The 17,655-nt window shown below is 49.8% G+C and carries 13 protein-coding genes; 2 read left to right on the plus strand and 11 right to left on the minus strand.

Annotated elements, in window-relative coordinates; genetic code table 11:
* Positions 1-26: 26 nt before the first annotated feature.
* From MKA69_RS05385 to MKA69_RS05430, 10 genes are all read right to left on the minus strand, one after another.
* Positions 27-1,025: a substrate-binding domain-containing protein gene (locus MKA69_RS05385; protein WP_055031685.1), complete on the minus strand. Its 999-nt coding sequence runs from the start codon at positions 1,023-1,025 to the stop codon at positions 27-29.
* Between the two features lie 138 nt (positions 1,026-1,163).
* Positions 1,164-1,460, minus strand: coding sequence for a DNA-binding transcriptional regulator Fis (gene fis / locus MKA69_RS05390; RefSeq protein WP_000462885.1), 297 nt, complete (start codon positions 1,458-1,460; stop codon positions 1,164-1,166).
* A gap of 23 nt (positions 1,461-1,483) precedes the next feature.
* Positions 1,484-2,452 (minus strand): tRNA dihydrouridine synthase DusB, encoded by a 969-nt coding sequence (gene dusB, locus MKA69_RS05395; RefSeq protein WP_005524774.1) that lies wholly within the window; start codon positions 2,450-2,452, stop codon positions 1,484-1,486.
* 139 nt (positions 2,453-2,591) lie between these two features.
* Entirely contained in the window at positions 2,592-3,479 is an 888-nt protein-coding gene (gene prmA / locus MKA69_RS05400; protein ID WP_305847651.1) for a 50S ribosomal protein L11 methyltransferase, read from the minus strand.
* 196 nt (positions 3,480-3,675) lie between these two features.
* Positions 3,676-5,019, minus strand: coding sequence for an acetyl-CoA carboxylase biotin carboxylase subunit (gene accC, locus MKA69_RS05405; protein WP_000884884.1), 1,344 nt, complete (start codon positions 5,017-5,019; stop codon positions 3,676-3,678).
* 14 nt (positions 5,020-5,033) lie between these two features.
* A complete protein-coding gene (gene accB, locus MKA69_RS05410; RefSeq protein WP_000354614.1) occupies positions 5,034-5,492 on the minus strand; it encodes an acetyl-CoA carboxylase biotin carboxyl carrier protein in 459 nt (152 codons plus the stop codon).
* A gap of 56 nt (positions 5,493-5,548) precedes the next feature.
* Positions 5,549-6,001 (minus strand): type II 3-dehydroquinate dehydratase, encoded by a 453-nt coding sequence (gene aroQ, locus MKA69_RS05415; protein WP_000125570.1) that lies wholly within the window; start codon positions 5,999-6,001, stop codon positions 5,549-5,551.
* A 545-nt stretch (positions 6,002-6,546) separates the two neighbouring features.
* Positions 6,547-8,496 (minus strand): acetate--CoA ligase, encoded by a 1,950-nt coding sequence (gene acs, locus MKA69_RS05420; protein ID WP_055028337.1) that lies wholly within the window; start codon positions 8,494-8,496, stop codon positions 6,547-6,549.
* A 201-nt stretch (positions 8,497-8,697) separates the two neighbouring features.
* Positions 8,698-9,327 (minus strand): 3'-5' exonuclease, encoded by a 630-nt coding sequence (locus MKA69_RS05425; protein WP_001104315.1) that lies wholly within the window; start codon positions 9,325-9,327, stop codon positions 8,698-8,700.
* 8 nt (positions 9,328-9,335) lie between these two features.
* A complete protein-coding gene (locus MKA69_RS05430) occupies positions 9,336-11,159 on the minus strand; it encodes a cyclic nucleotide-binding/CBS domain-containing protein (RefSeq protein ID WP_305847652.1) in 1,824 nt (607 codons plus the stop codon).
* A gap of 215 nt (positions 11,160-11,374) precedes the next feature.
* Between MKA69_RS05430 and MKA69_RS05435 the strand changes: the two genes are divergently transcribed.
* Both MKA69_RS05435 and MKA69_RS05440 read left to right on the plus strand, forming a co-directional pair.
* Positions 11,375-12,565 carry a 3-phenylpropionate MFS transporter gene (locus MKA69_RS05435; protein ID WP_055029639.1) on the plus strand — a complete coding sequence of 397 codons (1,191 nt, stop codon included), beginning with the start codon at positions 11,375-11,377 and terminating at the stop codon, positions 12,563-12,565.
* 91 nt (positions 12,566-12,656) lie between these two features.
* Positions 12,657-16,094 carry a PAS-domain containing protein gene (locus tag MKA69_RS05440; RefSeq protein WP_305847653.1) on the plus strand — a complete coding sequence of 1,146 codons (3,438 nt, stop codon included), beginning with the start codon at positions 12,657-12,659 and terminating at the stop codon, positions 16,092-16,094.
* Between the two features lie 67 nt (positions 16,095-16,161).
* Here the strand turns inward: MKA69_RS05440 and gppA are convergent, their stop codons facing one another.
* Positions 16,162-17,655: a guanosine-5'-triphosphate,3'-diphosphate diphosphatase gene (gene gppA, locus MKA69_RS05445; RefSeq protein ID WP_055029641.1), complete on the minus strand. Its 1,494-nt coding sequence runs from the start codon at positions 17,653-17,655 to the stop codon at positions 16,162-16,164.

Genomic DNA, 17,655 nt, shown 5'->3' on the forward strand with positions numbered 1-17,655 from the left:
TCGTATCTCTGTCATCGATTTTGGCGTTATACGCTCTCACCCGCAGTAAAACGATAGCCCATATCCAGCACATGATTTTCAGCGCGCTCCCCTTTGAGCGCGGCAATCAACAGTTCGGCACTTTTCTCACCAATCGCATAACGTGGCGTATCGACACTGGTCAGTTTCGGGGTAATGGTACGACCGATGTCCAACGCGTTATAACCAATCACCGAAAGCTGTTCTGGAATTCGAATGCCGCGTTGTTGCGCCACCAACAAAGTACCAATCGCAATGTCATCGTTGGTGCAGAACACGCCATCCAGATCGGGGTAACGAGCAAAGGCTTCATCAAGCAACTGAGCCGCGAGAGAGAAGCTCGAATGCGAACCGGTTAATACATGTTTAATGGGAAGCCCGGCTTCTTGCATCGCTTGGTCATAGCCCTGCATACGCAGTTTGGTACGGGTATCGAGCCGTGCGCCGAAATAGGCAATCGAACGTTTGCCCGCTGCGATGATTTTTTTCACCGCCTGATAAGAGGCTTCAACGTGATCCATACCCACCGCCATATCGATCGGGTTGGCGGGCAGTTCCATGGTTTCGACTACCGGTACGCCAGAGTTGGCAATCATTTGTAAGGTACGTTTGGTGTGATGGCTTTCAGTGAGGATGAGACCATCGACCTGATAAGCGAGCAGTGACGCAATTTTTCGCTCTTCTTCCTCTTCATCGTAACCAAAGTGGGCGAGTAGGGTTTCGTAGCCATTAGCTTTAGTTACCGCTTCAATTCCTTGTACAAAAGAGGCAAAAATTTGGTTCGATAAGGAAGGTAGTAAAATACCAATCGCTTTACTGGATGACTTGGAGAGCATCGCAGGGGCGCGATTTTCAATGTATCCCAAAGCCTCGACCACCAGCGCTATCTTCTCCCGCGTGGCTGCCGCCACCGAATCCGGGTTTCTCAGATAACGCGACACAGTCATTTTTGTTACGCCAACTTGATCCGCAACATCTTGCAATGTCGCGCGCTGTTTTCTTGTCATAGGTTATTGAGTCTTTTATAAAATGTTATGAGTAACATTATGAAGAAGTGACGGAATGCGCACAACCATTGAGTGTGTGGAATACAAACCAATAAAAAAGCCCTGACAAAGTCAGGGCTTAAAAAACGTCGGTGAAGATTAGTTCATGCCGTATTTTTTCAGTTTCTTACGAAGAGTGCCGCGGTTGATACCCATCATAGTTGCTGCGCGAGTTTGGTTACCGCGAGTGTATTGCATGATGGTGTCCAGAAGTGGTTGTTCAACTTCAGCTAGAACTAATTCATACAGTTCAGTCACTTCTTGGCCGTTCAGTTGAGCCAAGTAATTTTTAAGAGACGCTTTAACAGAGTCACGCAGTGGCTTTTGCGTGATTTGGTCTTGTGAAGTTACGGTAGTAACGGTTAAAGCTTCTGAAGTCAGATTTTGTTCGAACATATTCGGTCTAGCTCTTCTCTTAATTATGATGCAACGTTATCAAAATACCCTTCGAGCTCATCAAGTTGCTGGTCAGCAGTCTCAATGGCGTTGAAGGTACGGCGAAACGCACTCGCTTGTTCATGCTCTTGCAGATACCAACTCACGTGTTTGCGTGCAATCCGTGGGCCTAAGTACTCTCCATAAAACTGATGGAGTGCTTTTACATGACCAAGCATGATGTCTTTCACTTCCGAAATCGGAAGTTCTGGCATTGTGGTGCCGTGTTCCAAAAAGTGTTGGATTTCCTGAAAAATCCATGGTCGTCCTTGGGCTGGACGACCGATCATTAAAGCGTCTGCACCGGTGTACTCCAGTACGTAGCGGGCTTTTTCCGGGCTATCGATATCACCGTTAGCGATAACTGGAATGCTCACAGCCGCTTTCACCGCTTTAATGCTGTCGTATTCCGCCTCACCTTTGTACATGCAGGCACGGGTACGTCCGTGGAGAGCCAATGCCTGAATGCCGCAGTCTTCGGCTAATTGAGCAATCGAGACACAGTTTTTATTGTCTGTATCCCAGCCAGTACGGGTTTTGAGTGTCACAGGAACATTCACTGCATTGACGACCGTTTTCAGGATGCTTTCAATCACATCCGGATGGCGGAGTAGTGCAGAGCCGGCTAGCTTTTTATTTACTTTTTTGGCTGGGCAGCCCATGTTGATATCGATGATTTGCGCACCGTTTTCAACGCTGAACTGCGCGGCTTCGGCCATGAGCTGTGGATCGCTTCCCGCAATTTGTACTGAGCGAATGCCCGATTCGCCTTCATGTACCATACGGTTTTGCGATTTGGCCGTTTTCCACAACGCAGGATTGCATGACATCATTTCACTGACCGCCATTCCTGCCCCGTAGCGTAAACATAACTCTCGAAAGGGTCTGTCGGTGACACCCGCCATAGGGGCGACGATCAGATTGTTCTTAAGTTGATGATTTCCGATTTTCAAAACGTCTTCACAGCTTCGTACCAGCAAGGGCGCGCATTTTACGCATTTTTTTGATGCCTGAAAAGACTAATATTTGAGCATTGGCAAATTGTTTTGCCAAATAGTCGATTTATCAGTCAATTAGGCTTCAAAGTCTTGTCTAGCCTAGCTTGCGGCCAGAAATGCGGCACCATTCGCTCTTTTCTGCGATGGGGTCAAGTTCCAGATCGTCACGGTAGAATTCCGCTACGCTTTCGGCTTGCGTATCTAAAATGCCAGACATGGCCAGTTGGCCGCCGGGCTTCAGGAGTCCTTTGATGATCGGAGAAAGCTCACGTAGTGGGCCGGCCAGAATGTTCGCGACTACCACATCAGCCAGCAAACCTTCTGGTTGGTCTTTCGGCAGGTAAACTTCGATTTGATCTTCCACGCCGTTACGTGCTGCGTTGTCTTTGGACGCCAGTAGAGCTTGTGGATCGATATCAATACCGATCACTTTCGCGGCGCCAAGTTTGATGGCAGCAATCGCCAGAATGCCCGAGCCACAACCAAAATCGATCACGGTTTTGCCAGTCAGGTCGAGGTTATCCAACCACTCTAGGCACAGTGCGGTCGTGGGGTGAGTGCCGGTACCAAAAGCCAAGCCTGGGTCGAGCATCACGTTCACCGCTTGTGGGTCTGGCACTTCACGCCAGCTTGGGCAAATCCAGAGGCGGCGACCAAATTGCATTGGGTGGAAGTTATCCATCCATTCGCGTTCCCAGTCCTTGTCTTCCACTTGCTCCACTTTGTGAGCAAAACCTTCAGCTAGCATGTTGCTTGCTTTGATCTGCTGAAGGATCAGCGAGGTATCCATATCCGCTTCGTACAGTGCCACCACATCGGTATCCCCCCAAAGGCGGGTTTCACCCGGCAGAGGTTCAAATACAGGCGTATCTTGGGCATCGAGGAAAGTGACAGACACGGCGCCAGTTTCTTCCATCAGCATATCGCCAATCGCTTCTGCATTGTCGTTAGTCGCATTGAGTTTAATTTGAATCCAAGGCATGGCTTAAGATCTCATCGGGTTTAGATTGGCGCAGAGTGTAGCAGATTTGCCACTGATGTTCAGGCCAGAAAGTGTGCGGAATTAAAACAAAAAGCCCACCGGAGTGGGCTTTATCGTATTCCTAGTGCAATCAGCCAATCCAAGTCGTTTGGGGAGTGTTGATTGGACTATGCGCGATGAGAATAAAAACGGCGGCTTACTTGATACCGAGTTTTTTCTCCAGATAGTGGATGTTAGTGCCACCTTTCTGGAAGTTTTCATCTTTCATGATCGATTGTTGCAGTGGGATGTTGGTTTTGATCCCTTCAACAATCATCTCATTGAGCGCGTTACGCATACGAGCAATCGCTACATCACGGTTTTCACCGTAAGTGATGAGTTTGCCGATCATCGAATCGTAGTGTGCTGGTACGGTGTAGCCAGAGTAAATGTGTGACTCCCAACGTACACCCATACCGCCCGCTGCGTGGAAACGTTCAATCTTGCCTGGGCAAGGTAGGAAGCGCTCTGGGTCTTCCGCGTTGATACGACACTCGATCGCATGGCCGCGGATTTTGATGTCTTCTTGTTTGAAAGACAGCGGTTGACCAGCGGCGATACGCAACTGTTCTTTGATCAGGTCAACGCCGGTGATCATTTCAGTCACTGGGTGCTCAACCTGAATACGGGTGTTCATTTCAATGAAGTAGAACTCACCGTTTTCGTACAGGAATTCAAACGTACCGGCACCACGGTAACCGATCTCGATACACGCACGGGTACAACGCTCACCGATGAACTTACGCAAGTCTTCAGTGATGCCCGGTGCTGGTGCTTCTTCCACTACTTTTTGGTGACGACGCTGCATTGAACAGTCACGCTCACCAAGATGAATCGCATTGCCTTGACCATCAGCAATCACTTGCACTTCAACGTGACGTGGGTTCTCTAGGAATTTCTCCATGTACACCATGTCGTTGTTGAATGCGGCTTTCGCTTCTGCGCGCGTCATCTGGATCGATTTGGTCAATTCAGCTTCGTTACGCACCACACGCATACCACGACCGCCGCCGCCGCCAGAGGCTTTGATAATCACTGGGTAGCCGATGCGTTTTGCGTGAGCTTTGTTTTTCGCTTCGTCGTTATCCAATGGGCCGTCTGAACCTGGTACACAAGGTACACCGGCTTTTTTCATCGCGTTGATCGCTGACACTTTGTCGCCCATCAAACGGATGGTTTCCGCTTTTGGACCCACAAAGATGAAGCCACTGCGTTCAACTTGTTCTGCGAAATCCGCGTTTTCAGACAAAAAGCCGTAACCTGGGTGGATTGCCACTGCACCAGTGACTTCCGCTGCAGAGATAATGCGTGGAATGTTCAGGTAGCTGTCGATGCTTTTTGCAGGGCCGATACAGATAGACTCATCGGCCAGCAGCACGTGTTTCAAGTCGCGGTCAGCGGTTGAATGCACGGCTACCGTCTTGATACCTAATTCTTTACATGCACGAAGAATACGGAGCGCAATTTCACCCCGGTTCGCGATGACTACTTTATCTAACATAAAGGTGGCCTCGATTATTCGATAACAACAAGCGGTTGGTCGAATTCAACTGGCTGACCATCTTGAACAAGAATCGCCGTTACTACGCCTGATTTGTCCGCTTCGATCTGGTTCATCATTTTCATCGCTTCAACGATACACAGAGTATCGCCAACAGATACACTCTGACCTACTTCGACAAACGCTTTGGCGTCTGGGCTTGGTGAGCTGTAGAACGTGCCGACCATTGGAGAAAGCACTTTATGGCCTGTTGGTACTTTAGCTGCTACAGGTGCTTCGGCTACTGCTGCTTGAGCAACAGGCGCTGGTGCCGCAACGGGAGCGGGAGCTGCTGCGTAGTGCACTTGAGGTGCTGGAGCTGGTTGGCCATAACGACTGATGCGTACTGACTCTTCACCTTCAGAAATTTCCAGTTCTGCGATGCCAGACTCTTCAACTAACTCGATAAGCTTCTTGATTTTGCGGATATCCATGTTTCTTTCTCTTTTATCTTGTGAATAAGACAGCCCCAATGGGCTGCAGAGTGTCTTTATTGCTTGGCCTGCAACGCTCGAATCGCGGCAGACAAAGCGAATTCGTAACCTTGAGCGCCTAAACCACAAATCACCCCTTGGGCTTTATCAGATAGGTAGGAGTGATGGCGGAAGGGCTCACGTGCATGAACGTTGGACAAATGCACTTCAATAAAAGGAATCGCCACCCCAAGCAAGGCATCGCGTAACGCAACACTAGTATGGGTAAAGGCCGCCGGATTGATGATGATGAAATCCACTTTGCCGAAAGCTTGGTGAATGGCTTCAATCAGCTCATATTCGCGGTTAGATTGCAGATGTTCTAACTCAATGCCTGCCTGTTGTGCTTGCTCGTGCAATGTCGATACGATCTGTTCCAAAGTCTGTGAACCATAGTGGGCAGGTTCACGCAAACCCAATAAATTGAGGTTTGGTCCGTTTAGAACAAGAATGCGAGATTTTGCAGTCATTGTGTAGCCATCGTCCTTTATTGTGTGGTGAATAAGCAGTTTCCCACAAATTTACTTATTCGACATAAAGTTTTTGTCAAAAGTTCGCGGATTTTATTAAATTGCCCACGATTATAGCTAATTCATAACAAATGGCAGCAATTTACTGGTCTAATCACCTAGTTTGATGGTTTGAATCTGCAGTCAGGTTAACAAAATAGGGGAGATAACCAGCGAATACGATGAGCCTAAACCCAATGTTTTGCAAAGTGGAGTGTGTTTTCTTGCAAGATGGTTATTGGTTCGTAACCAGATCCCTTCATTTTTACGTCATGAGCGGAACAATGCGCGAGGAACAGTGATTGGCTAGCGTAAAGGCAAAAGAAAAACTCCGGCCATCAAGTGTTCCGGAGTTTTGAATAGCAAGCAAAGGTTTATCCCTTTCTACTTGACGCTACCGTGGTTAAGCTCGTTAGCCCAATTACATCGCTTGTCGATGCAATTGGGATTGTCTCACTCACTCAACTACCCACCTGTGACGTTAAGTTATTAGGGTATCGTCGTTGTTATTTCAGTTGCGCTTTTTCGGCAATCAGGCGGTCAACTACGCTTGGATCCGCTAGCGTTGAGGTATCGCCCAAGTTGCTGGTATCGCCGGTGGCAATTTTACGCAAAATGCGGCGCATAATTTTACCTGAGCGGGTTTTCGGTAGCGCATCGGTCCAGTGCAGGACATCTGGTGTCGCGATAGCGCCAATCTCTTTGCGTACCCAATCTTTCACTTCTTTATGCAGCTCAGCACTTGGGTACACCCCATCATTGAGTGTGATGTAAGCGTAAATCGCTTGGCCTTTGATGTCGTGTGGAACACCGACCACGGCAGCTTCGGCAATCTTATTGAATGCCACCAGTGCGGATTCAATTTCTGCCGTACCCATGCGGTGACCAGAAACGTTGAGTACGTCATCGACGCGGCCTGTGATCCAGTAGTAACCATCTTCATCGCGACGTGCACCATCACCGGTAAAGTACATGCCTTTAAAGGTGGAGAAGTAGGTTTGTTCAAAGCGGTCGTGATCGCCATACACAGTACGCATTTGCCCCGGCCATGAATCGAGCAGCACCAAGTTACCTTCAGTTGCGCCTTCCACAATTTCGCCCATGTTATCGACCAGTGCTGGCTGTACGCCAAAGAAGGGGCGTGTCGCCGAACCAGGTTTCAGTGCGGTTGCACCCGGCAGTGGCGTGATCAAGATGCCGCCCGTTTCGGTTTGCCACCAAGTATCCACAATCGGTGATTTTTCGTTACCGATCGTGCGGTAGTACCATTCCCATGCTTCTGGGTTAATTGGTTCACCCACAGAGCCCATAATGCGCAAGCTGTCACGGCGGGTGCCTTTAATCGCTTCATCACCTTTGGCCATCAGCGCACGGATCGCCGTTGGCGCAGTGTAAAGAATGTTGACCTTGTGTTTATCCACCACTTCGCTCATGCGTGCGGTAGTGGGGTAGTTAGGTACACCTTCAAACAAAATAGTTTTTGCGCCATTCGCCAATGGGCCATACACCAGATAGGAGTGACCGGTGATCCAACCTACGTCGGCAGTACACCAAAACACTTCGTTAGGTTGATAGTCGAACACATATTTGAAGGTCATGGTCGCATAGACTAAGTAACCGCCCGTGGTGTGCAATACGCCTTTCGGCTTGCCGGTTGAACCGGAAGTGTAGAGGATAAACAGCGGATCTTCGGCTTTCATCTCCTCTGGTGGGCAATGATCGGACGCTTTTGCCGTTGCTTCATGCCACCAAATATCACGGTGCTCATGCCAAGCGACATTGCCGCCGGTGCGCTTGAGTACCATCACTTTGCTGATGTTTTTGACTTCTGGGTTGGTGAGTGCTTCATCCACATTTTTCTTTAGGGGGACGGCTCGGCCGCCACGAACCCCTTCGTCGGCGGTGATCACCAATTTGGCGTTAGAGTCGATAATACGGCCTGCTAGCGCCTCCGGTGAGAAGCCCCCAAAGACGATAGTATGCACTGCACCAATACGGGTACAAGCGAGCATGGCTACTGCCGCTTCTGGCACCATTGGCATGTAGATACACACGACATCGCCCTTACGTACGCCTTGTTCTTTCAGCGCATTGGCAAAACGGCACACTTCTTGGTGCAGTTGCTTATAAGTCAGGGTTTTGTCTTGAGTTGGGTCGTCACCTTCCCAAATAATCGCGACTTGGTCGCCACGCGTCGCCAGATGACGATCGATACAGTTGGCAGAGACGTTTAAGGTGCCATCTTCGAACCAGCGAATATCGATATGGCCTGGGTCAAAAGAAGTATGTTTGACCTTAGTAAAGGGTTTAATCCAGTCGACGATTTTGCCGTGCTCGCTCCAAAAGCCTTCCGGATCTTTGATTGATTGCTGATACATTGCCAGATAAGTGTCGTTATCGGCATGGGTATGCGCTTTGATGTTCTGTTTGACCGGATAAATATGGGCTTCACTCATTGCGGGTTCTCCTTGTGAATTCGGCAAATTTCCTGAAATGGCGCGTTTGAAACACGAGAGGAGGAAATTCGTTTCGCTTATAACTCTCAGTCAGGGCAGGAATTTCTACAATTAGACTTTAGGATGAAAGCCTGAGCTGAGGGGATTTCACGGCAACCAGTCAACAAAAGAGCGGGAGAGATCACTGAAATGCAGTGCTGATTACACACCGGGAGCAATAAATTGTGGTAAATCGCCCTTGGTCAAGCGCACAAAGACTAAAGCGGCGGCAATCGCATCTTGCAGCGCGTCGTGTTTGTCTTGCAATGGGAGATCCAGATGGCGGCAAATTGCCTCTAAACTCAGGTCGAAGTAGGCATTGGGCAGATGTTTTTCCAGTTTATCGTGATAGATCTGGCTCACTTCAATCAGTCGATTAGGCAGCGGAAAGCCGAGATGCTTACGGCAGGCGATATCCAAAATCGTTTTATCGTAACGAATGTGGTAGCCCACTAAAGGCCGATTACCAATGAAATCGATGAGTTGGATCAGCGCTTCCTTTTCACTCAGTCCATCTTGCAAATCTTGATGGCGAATTTTATGAATGCGAACCGAGCCCGAGTCGAGCGACTGCGGTGCGCACAGTCGCACTTCAAACGGCTGACTGGTCAATATACGGTTGTCGATAATTTTGGTCGCAGCGATAGTCACCAGCTCGGCGCGTTTAGGATCTAGGCTAGTGGTTTCGCAATCGAGCGAGACGTACTCATGATGGCGAGCCGTTTCAAACAGCCGTTGATAGGGAGAATCCTTAAGCTTGGCGTGCCAGTAGCGGCGCAGTAACCAGTTCATTCCGCACCTCAATCACGTATTTGATAGTGGTAACCGAGCCACTGTTTAAATTTTTTCACCACATGCAGGCTGTGACGCAATAAATCGCGCTCGGTACGGTCGAGCTGCTTGAAGTCGATCTGGTTAGTGCTGTGCTGATTACCAAGTTGCTGGGCTAGGCGCAGTTTCAAAAATAGCTTAAAGGCTTCGCTTAGGTTGTCGCCGGTCTCTTGTTCAAGAACGCGTTTGTGTACGAGCGCTTCAATTCGGTCAAAGGTGTTATTGGCCTCGATGGCGTGCTCCAAACTTAAGGCGCGCACACCATGTACGATGGGGAAAATGCCGCCTTGCTTAATATCAATCCCTTGCTTGCTGCTTTTTACGTTACCAAACAAGGTGAGCGGTACCGAGAAGTTGAGAGCCGGACGGGTGAATTCGGCCAAGATGAGCTCTTGATCGGCCATTAATTGGCGTAAATAGGTTTTCACTGGCGCCAGCAAGGCGCGGTTTCCGGCCACGGCATGGGCATCGGCAAAAATGGCGATGTCCATCACTTGTTCGGGGCGAGCGGCTTTCACCCAATCAGAAAGGGTGCGTTTCCATTCGCTTTGGCTGCGCACCCATTTCGGGTTATTGACCATCACTTTACCGGGGCAGAGTGGATAACCCAGTTGAAGTAAGGTGTGGGTGAAGTTTTCCATGATCGGTTGGCATTGGTGCCATTCCAAACCATCTTGAATGATCAGCGCGTTGTCTTGATCGGTTTTGAGGATCTGCTCGCCACGACCTTCCGAGCCGAGCACCACTAAGCAGCACTGATCGTGCAACGCCGGAGGAACCACTAATTCAAAGGCTTTTTCGATGATCTGTTCATTGACGGCGGAAATCAGTTCCATCACAAAACGGGTACGCACGCCGCGTGACATGAGATTTTCTACCAATTCACGCTGTTTATTAGCCGCGAGTGCTAACTCATCAATGCTGGCGGCACGGGCAATCGCGAGCGTCAATACATGAGAATGGGTGGAGAATGCACTGAGGATCTGAATCATCGACAGCAACCCCACGGCTTGATTGCCATTACACACCATAACCCGTTTAATGCGTTGGCGCGTCATCATCACCATGGCATTAAACAAAAAATCGCCCTCATCGACGTGCAATACCGGAAAGGTGGCAATTTCACCGACGGGCGTATCCAAAGGGCGGCCTTCGAGCATGACTGCATGCAGCATATTGGTGCGTGTCACAATCGCGTAAGGATGGGCATGGAGGCGATCTAATCTTGGGTCATGCGGCTCAAGAGCGACTAACGCCGCGTCAATGCCCCGCTCTTTCATCAATTGAGTCACGGTGTTGAGCGGCAGGTCTGGCGACAAAATGAAAGGCGGATGATAGATGGAGCTATCGACTTTAGTCAGAATGAATTCTGCGATGTTTTTCTGCTGCGCGGCGGCTTCAATTAATTCTTGGCGTTTGGCGAGGTTATTATCGAAATACGCGGCGAATTCACCGTTTTGTTCGTACAACTGCAAGAAAGTTGTCTTAGGCAGCAGATAAGACAAGGTGTCTTCTAAGGCCATGTATTGATGCTTACTCTGTTCATCAAACATGGCGCGCACATCAAACAAGTCATCATTCGCGTAATGAGCGAAGACTTCTTTCCCGTCGGGGCTGCGCTCTTCAACTGTCCCTTTGATCAAAATATGCAGATGAGTGCTTGGCTGTTGTGTGTCAATCAGCACATCACGCTGCCGAAAATAGGCCACATCCAAAGCACTGCGCAGTTGGTGCTGTTGCTCGACCGTCAAGCGGTTGAACGGTGGTGACTGCATATTGAACTTATCTGGCATAGGGTGCACTCATCGGTGGGACAGGTTCACTAAGTGTGACAAATTTCCCCTTACCCTCCAGACGACTTTGGTCTAATGCACGAAGGTGGGGGATTTCAGGGCTGAGATTAAGTGCAATCGGGAAATGATGGGTTGTGCAATCTTCCCTTTTTTAGACGTTAATCCACATGCATAATGTGCGCGTTTTTACCTCCCTTTTTTGATTAGGAATGATCATGTTTACCCCCACTCCCTATGGTTGGATTTCACAATATTTCATCGGTTTTTTCTTTGCGTACGGCGTTTACCTACCATTTTGGTCGCTTTGGTTTGCTGACCAAGGCGTCTCTGCTACCGATATTGGTTTGTTAGTGGGAATTGGTTTTGCAACGCGCTGTGTCGCGAACCTGGTGCTCACGCCACGTTTACATCGTGTTGAGCAGCTCATGCCAGCACTACGTTGGCTCAGTTTTGCGGCGTTGTTGTTTGTCGGATTTCACTTTTTTACGGGTGGCAGTTTTTGGCTGATGGCGTTAGCGACGGTGCTGTTTAACTTGTGCTGTGGCCCTATTGTTCCACTCTCGGATGCAATGGCGAACTACTACGCGAAACTCAAAATGCTTGATTATGGGCGTACGCGGTTATGGGGCTCGGTGGCTTTTATTGCGGGTTCAACCGTGGTGGGCTATTTGGTCGCGCAGTGGGGAAGCTCAATGATTTTGTATACCGCACTGGTTGGGGTCGCGGTATCACTGCTTTTCAGTTTACGCCAAACCAACCCTATGCCGGTGACGGAACATGCCGCCCACGCGGTGCGTCCGAAATTAACTCAGTTACTGACTGAATGGCCGATCGTGAAGTTTTTATTGCTGGTTGCGCTCATTCAAGGCAGCCATGCGGCGTATTACAGTTTTGGTTCGATTTATTGGAAGCAAGCGGGTCATTCTGAAGACATCATCGGTTATTTATGGAGCTTAGGGGTGGTGTCGGAAGTGTTGGTGTTTGCGTTTAGCAAACGTTGGTTCGCGGGCTGGAGCTTGCGTACTCTGTTTTTGGTGGCATCGCTTGGCGTGATGGTACGCTGGGGTTTAACGGCATCAACCACGACGATTGTGGCGTTGGTGGCGATTCAAATGCTGCATGGGGTGACCTTTGCGATGGCGCACATCGCGGCTATTCAGTACATCCAACATGTTCCGCAAAATAAAATGGTGGCACTGCAAGCGTTGTATAACGCCATCCCTCTGGGCGCCGTGATTGCCGGTATGACAACCTTGAGCGGCTGGGGTTACGAACATTGGGGCGCGATGGTGTTTTGGGTTATGGCTGGTATGGGAGCATTGGCATTATTGATTCGAGTCGATATGCCTCCTTCACAGGTACAAGATGTCAGCCACGTGAAAGCGGAGCCTGAAGCACAGAATTAAACCGTGCTGATTGAGTTCATTTTGTAACCTCGTTTAAATAAAGCTTCTCACAAGAGAAGCTTTTTTAATTTCGCAACGGCAAGGATGTCTGATGCAAGGTTGGTTGGTGATTCCCGTTTCGCTCGCGTATCTCGGCGTGCTGTTTTTGATTGCTTGGTATGGTGACCGGCAAACCCGTTGGTTAGCGAATTGGCGGCCATGGATCTATAGCTTGTCGATTGCGGTTTACTGTACCTCGTGGACGTTTTACGGCACGGTTGGGCAGGCGAGTGTGAATCCTTGGTCGTTTCTACCGATTTATATCGCCCCCATATTAATGTTTGTGTTTGGTTGGCGGGTTTTGGCACGGCTGATTTTGATCGCCAAACGTGAACACATTACCTCACTTGCCGATTTTATCGCGGCTCGTTACGGCAAATCACAAGGGTTAGCCGTGGCGGTGACGGTGATCGCCGTGCTCGGTATTTTGCCTTACATCGCACTGCAACTGCGCGGCATTACCATGGGCTTGAACATCGTTGCCCCTGATTTAATGAGTGAATACGGCTACCAAGAGTCTCATGTGTCTTGGTTTGTGGTGTTGGCATTGGCGTTGTTTACCATGTTGTTTGGTACGCGGCACATTGACAATACCGAGCACCACCGCGGGATGATGATGGCGATCGCTTTTGAGTCGATCGTCAAATTGGTGGCCTTTCTTTGTGTTGGCGTGTTTATCGCGTATTTGGCTTGGCGTACCAATGGATTGGAGCTTTCTGAGATCGCCTCTCGTACTTACCAAGCACCCAACTGGCCGACCTTATTTATCCATACGCTGCTGACTATGATTGCCATCGTCTGCCTACCGCGCCAATTTCATACTATGGTGGTGGAGAATGAACGGCCGCAAGATCTGCACACGGCGCGTTGGCTATTTCCGGTTTACTTGCTGTTAATGAGTGTGTTTGTGCTACCGATTGCCTGGACCGGTCAAGGTTTGTTGCCAAGTACCTCACCCGATACGTTTGTGATCAGTTTGCCCGCTTCTGCTGGGGCACATGATATGGCTCTATTGGCCTTCTTGGGTGGCACGTCGGCAGCATCGGGGATGGTGATTGTCTCGACCATTGCCCTTGCGATCATGGTATCCAATGATTTAGTGATGCCTTTACTGCTGCGTCGGATGCGCTTGTCGCAGCGTACGCATCGCCATTTTTCCGGTTTGTTGGTGGTGATCCGCCGCACCTTAATCCTACTTTTGCTGTTTGGTGCGTGGGGTTTTTATCTGGTACTCGACAGTATTCCTTCGTTATCGGCGATCGGTTTTCTGTCGTTTTCCGCCATTACTCAGTTTGCACCTGCGATTTTTGGCGGCATGTACTGGCGAGAGGGCAATCGCAAAGGGGTGTATGTCGGTTTAGCTGTTGGGTTTGCTTTATGGCTGATTACCCTGATGAGCGCGACAGATATGCTGGCGGGGGATGCCAGTAATAACGTGCTGCTGTGGGTGATCACTCCTCCTGATTGGTTGGTGGCGTTCGGTTTAAAAAGTGCCGACTGGGGCATGCTTCTGAGCGTAATGCTCAATACCTTGTGTTATATCGGCATCTCTTTAGTGACGCGCGCCAGTTTGAGTGAGCGTTTGCAAGCGGCGGCGTTTGTTGGTACTCCGCTACCAGAAAACGAAAACATGAGCCTCTATCAAAGCCGCGTGACCGTCGGTGAACTGGAAATGTTGGCTTCACGTTTTGTCGGACGTTCTCGGGTGCGTAATGCGTTTGCCCAGTATTGGAGCCAGCAGCGCGAAACACTGTTGCCCAATCAGCAAGCCTCTTCTACCTTAATTCGCCATACTGAGCGGGTGCTGGCGGGGGTGTTTGGTGCCTCTTCGGCCAAATTGGTGCTCACCTCGGCGCTGCAAGGGCGCAAGATGCAGCTTGAAGAGGTGGCGACCATCGTCGATGAAGCCTCTGAATTGTACGATTTCAGCCGTGGCTTATTGCAAGGGGCGATTGAACACATTGGCCAAGGGATTGCGGTGGTGGATAAACAGCTGCGCTTGGTGGCGTGGAACCAGCGTTATCTAGAGTTATTTGAGTTTCCTCCCGGGTTGATTCAGGTTGGACGCCCGATTGCGGATGTGATCCGGCATAATGCGCAGCAAGGTTTGTGTGGGCCGGGCGATCCGGAAGATCATGTGCGGCGGCGTGTTTATCACTTGGAGCAGGGGACAAGTCACACCTCTTCGCGAGTGCGTGCCGATGGGCGGGTGATTGAAGTGCAGGGCAACCCGATGCCTGGTGGCGGGTTTGTGATGAGCTTTACCGACATCACCGTATTTCGAGAAGCCGAACAAAATCTCAAGATTGCCAATGAAACGCTAGAGGAGCGGGTATTACAACGCACCGTCGAGTTGGAAAAACTCAACAAACAGTTGGTGACAGCCACTCAGCGTTCGGAGCGTGAATCGCAATCTAAATCGCGCTTTTTAGCCGCCGTCAGCCACGATCTGATGCAGCCACTGAATGCAGCGCGTCTCTTCGCCTCCTCACTGTCGGAAGTGGCTAAAGAAGCGGAGGTGCAAAAGCTGGCGCATCACATTGAGAGTGCCCTTGGTGCCGCAGAAGATTTGATCAGTGACCTGCTGGATATTTCACGTTTGGAGTCCGGCAAAATCGATCTGCATCCACACAGTTTTGCGATTATGGATGTGCTGTCGAATCTTAATGCCGAGTTTAGTGCGCTCGCAGCTAAACAAGGCGTGCAATTTAGCCTCGTTCCTTCATCACTTTGGGTGCATTCCGATCCCAAATTGCTGCGCCGAGTGATCCAAAATTTCCTGACCAACGCATTTCGCTACAACCCTAAAGGTAAGGTGACCCTTGGGGTGCGCCGCGTAGCAGGGCAAGTGCGGATCGATGTGTGGGATAACGGAATTGGCATTGAAGAAGATAAACAGCAGGAAATTTTCGAAGAGTTTAACCGCGGCAGCCAAGTACGATCGGATCAAGGTTTAGGTTTGGGGTTGGCGATTTCCAAAGGGATTGCTCATGTGCTGGGGCACCAGATTTCGATGCGTTCTTGGCCGGGGCTAGGCAGTGTTTTCTCGCTGACGTTAGAACGTGCCGAGCCCAATCAACAGCCAGTCAGTCTCGTGACGCCTGTCGCCGATACGAAAACTGAGCTGCAGCATCTACGAGTCCTGTGCGTGGATAATGAATCGGATATTCTGATTGGCATGCGCGATCTGCTTGAACGCTGGGGTTGTGAAGTGAAAACCGCCACCGATATTCATGGCAGCTTGAAAGCACTTGAGCCGCAGTGGATACCGGATGTGATTTTATCTGATTACCGTTTGGATAATGGTCGTACGGGGTTGGAAGTGTTGCAGCAGTGCCGCTTGCGCCTAGGTGACTGTTTTACAGGGGTGATTATCAGTGCTGATCGTAGCCCAGATATTTTGGAAGGGATTGAATCGAACGGTTTTCGTTTTATGGCTAAGCCGATCAAACCGCTAAAACTGCGGGCGCTACTCAACGGTATTTCGTAAGCGAGCCAAATCCTTAATAACATTAAGCCCTCATGAAGAGGGCTTAAGTGTTAATGCATCGTCCGATTTAACGGAATTCAATGGCGAGCGGCCAGCCAATATCGGTTTGACGGTTGGCTTCCAACTCGAGTTCGGCACGTGTCAGTGGGTTTTGCGTCAACCATGTCTCATCGATGGTTAGGGTCAGCTTATCCCCGTCGGCACTCAGTTCGACATCCGGCTCTAATGCAGGATTACGTCGATGGCTGAGTAACACCGCAAGGCGTAGCAGACGCAGTACACGTTTACCGCTAGTACCTGAAAGTGCGTATTGCTCAGGTAAAGAAGTCAGTTGCTCGCGATAGCGGCGTACAATTTCACCTAAATAGTGCTTTTGTGCGCGGGTATAGCCGGGAAGATCGAGGTTTTGCAGCAGATATGCACTGTGCTCTCCCCCTTTTTTATAATCAATGGTGAGACCGATTTCGTGCAGTTTAGCCGCTGTCCGCAGCAGCATTTTAGCTTGTGGTTCGCTAATCCACGCTTCGCCACCACATTGTGCCAATAGTTTACTGGCGAGAGCTGCGACTTGCTCTGCGTAAGCATTATCGAGCTGATAACGTGTTTGTACACAGTGAATGGTACGCGCCCGAATATCATCTTGACGCAAATCTTGAACCATTTCGTAGACGAGTCCTTCACGCAGTGCACCGCCCGCAAGCGTCATCGCTTCGATGTTCAGTGATTCAAAAATCGCGATAAGAATAGAAAGCCCGCTAGGGAAGACCAAGGCACGTTCAAGGGTTAAGCCCTCGATATCTAACTCTTCCAGATGATCGGCCAACATGGCCTGTTTCTGTAAACGCTTGAGTTTGGCGAGCGTGATCACTTCATCCATACCCTGCGCGAGCATGATTTCTTGTAAAGCTTGCACTGTGCCACTCGCGCCGACGCACACATTCCACCCAAGCTCAGTATATTGAGCCAGAATGGGGTCAAGCATCTCTTTAGCTGCCAGAATGGCATTATTAAAGTTAGTGGCGGTGAGTTGACGGTCCTTAAAATGACGCTCCAACCAAGTCACACACCCCATTTTCAAACTGGTGAGAGCTTTCGTTTCAAAACCCTCACCAATAATCATTTCAGTGCTAGCACCACCAATATCCACCACCAAACGGCGGCCTAAGCCACCAGAAGTATGCGCAACACCTTTATAGATAGTCGCAGCCTCTTCTTCACCGGAAATAACCTCGATCGGGTGACCTAAAATTTGGTTGGCTTTGGCGATAAATTCGCAAGCATTGGTGGCTGTACGCAGTGTGGCAGTACCTACGATGCGGATATTCTCGGCTGGAATATCTTGCAGTCGCTCGGCAAAAAGGCTGAGACAGTCCCAACCCCTTTGCATCGCTTCTAAGCTCAAGGCGTTATGTTCGTCTAGGCCTGCGGCCAGACGTACCTTACGTTTGATTTTTGCCATAGTCTGCACACTGCCATCGATATGACGCACGACCAACATGTGGAAACTGTTGGAACCTAAATCAATGGCAGCATACAGCGGTGAAGAAACGGCTTGGCTCAT

Source organism: Vibrio sp. AH4 (assembly GCF_030710545.1).
GTDB classification, from domain to species: domain Bacteria; phylum Pseudomonadota; class Gammaproteobacteria; order Enterobacterales; family Vibrionaceae; genus Vibrio; species Vibrio metoecus.

What these genes read in the sequence shown, in the direction of transcription:
- MKA69_RS05385 (WP_055031685.1), bottom strand. Translation starts at nt 1,025, where the DNA reads ATGACAAGAAAACAGCGCGCGACATTGCAAGATGTTGCGGATCAAGTT.
- fis (WP_000462885.1), bottom strand. Translation starts at nt 1,460, where the DNA reads ATGTTCGAACAAAATCTGACTTCAGAAGCTTTAACCGTTACTACCGTA.
- prmA (WP_305847651.1), bottom strand. Translation starts at nt 3,479, where the DNA reads ATGCCTTGGATTCAAATTAAACTCAATGCGACTAACGACAATGCAGAA.
- accC (WP_000884884.1), bottom strand. Translation starts at nt 5,019, where the DNA reads ATGTTAGATAAAGTAGTCATCGCGAACCGGGGTGAAATTGCGCTCCGT.
- accB (WP_000354614.1), bottom strand. Translation starts at nt 5,492, where the DNA reads ATGGATATCCGCAAAATCAAGAAGCTTATCGAGTTAGTTGAAGAGTCT.
- aroQ (WP_000125570.1), bottom strand. Translation starts at nt 6,001, where the DNA reads ATGACTGCAAAATCTCGCATTCTTGTTCTAAACGGACCAAACCTCAAT.
- acs (WP_055028337.1), bottom strand. Translation starts at nt 8,496, where the DNA reads ATGAGTGAAGCCCATATTTATCCGGTCAAACAGAACATCAAAGCGCAT.
- MKA69_RS05425 (WP_001104315.1), bottom strand. Translation starts at nt 9,327, where the DNA reads ATGAACTGGTTACTGCGCCGCTACTGGCACGCCAAGCTTAAGGATTCT.
- MKA69_RS05430 (WP_305847652.1), bottom strand. Translation starts at nt 11,159, where the DNA reads ATGCCAGATAAGTTCAATATGCAGTCACCACCGTTCAACCGCTTGACG.
- MKA69_RS05435 (WP_055029639.1), top strand. Translation starts at nt 11,375, where the DNA reads ATGTTTACCCCCACTCCCTATGGTTGGATTTCACAATATTTCATCGGT.
- MKA69_RS05440 (WP_305847653.1), top strand. Translation starts at nt 12,657, where the DNA reads ATGCAAGGTTGGTTGGTGATTCCCGTTTCGCTCGCGTATCTCGGCGTG.
- gppA (WP_055029641.1), bottom strand. Translation starts at nt 17,655, where the DNA reads ATGAGCCAAGCCGTTTCTTCACCGCTGTATGCTGCCATTGATTTAGGT.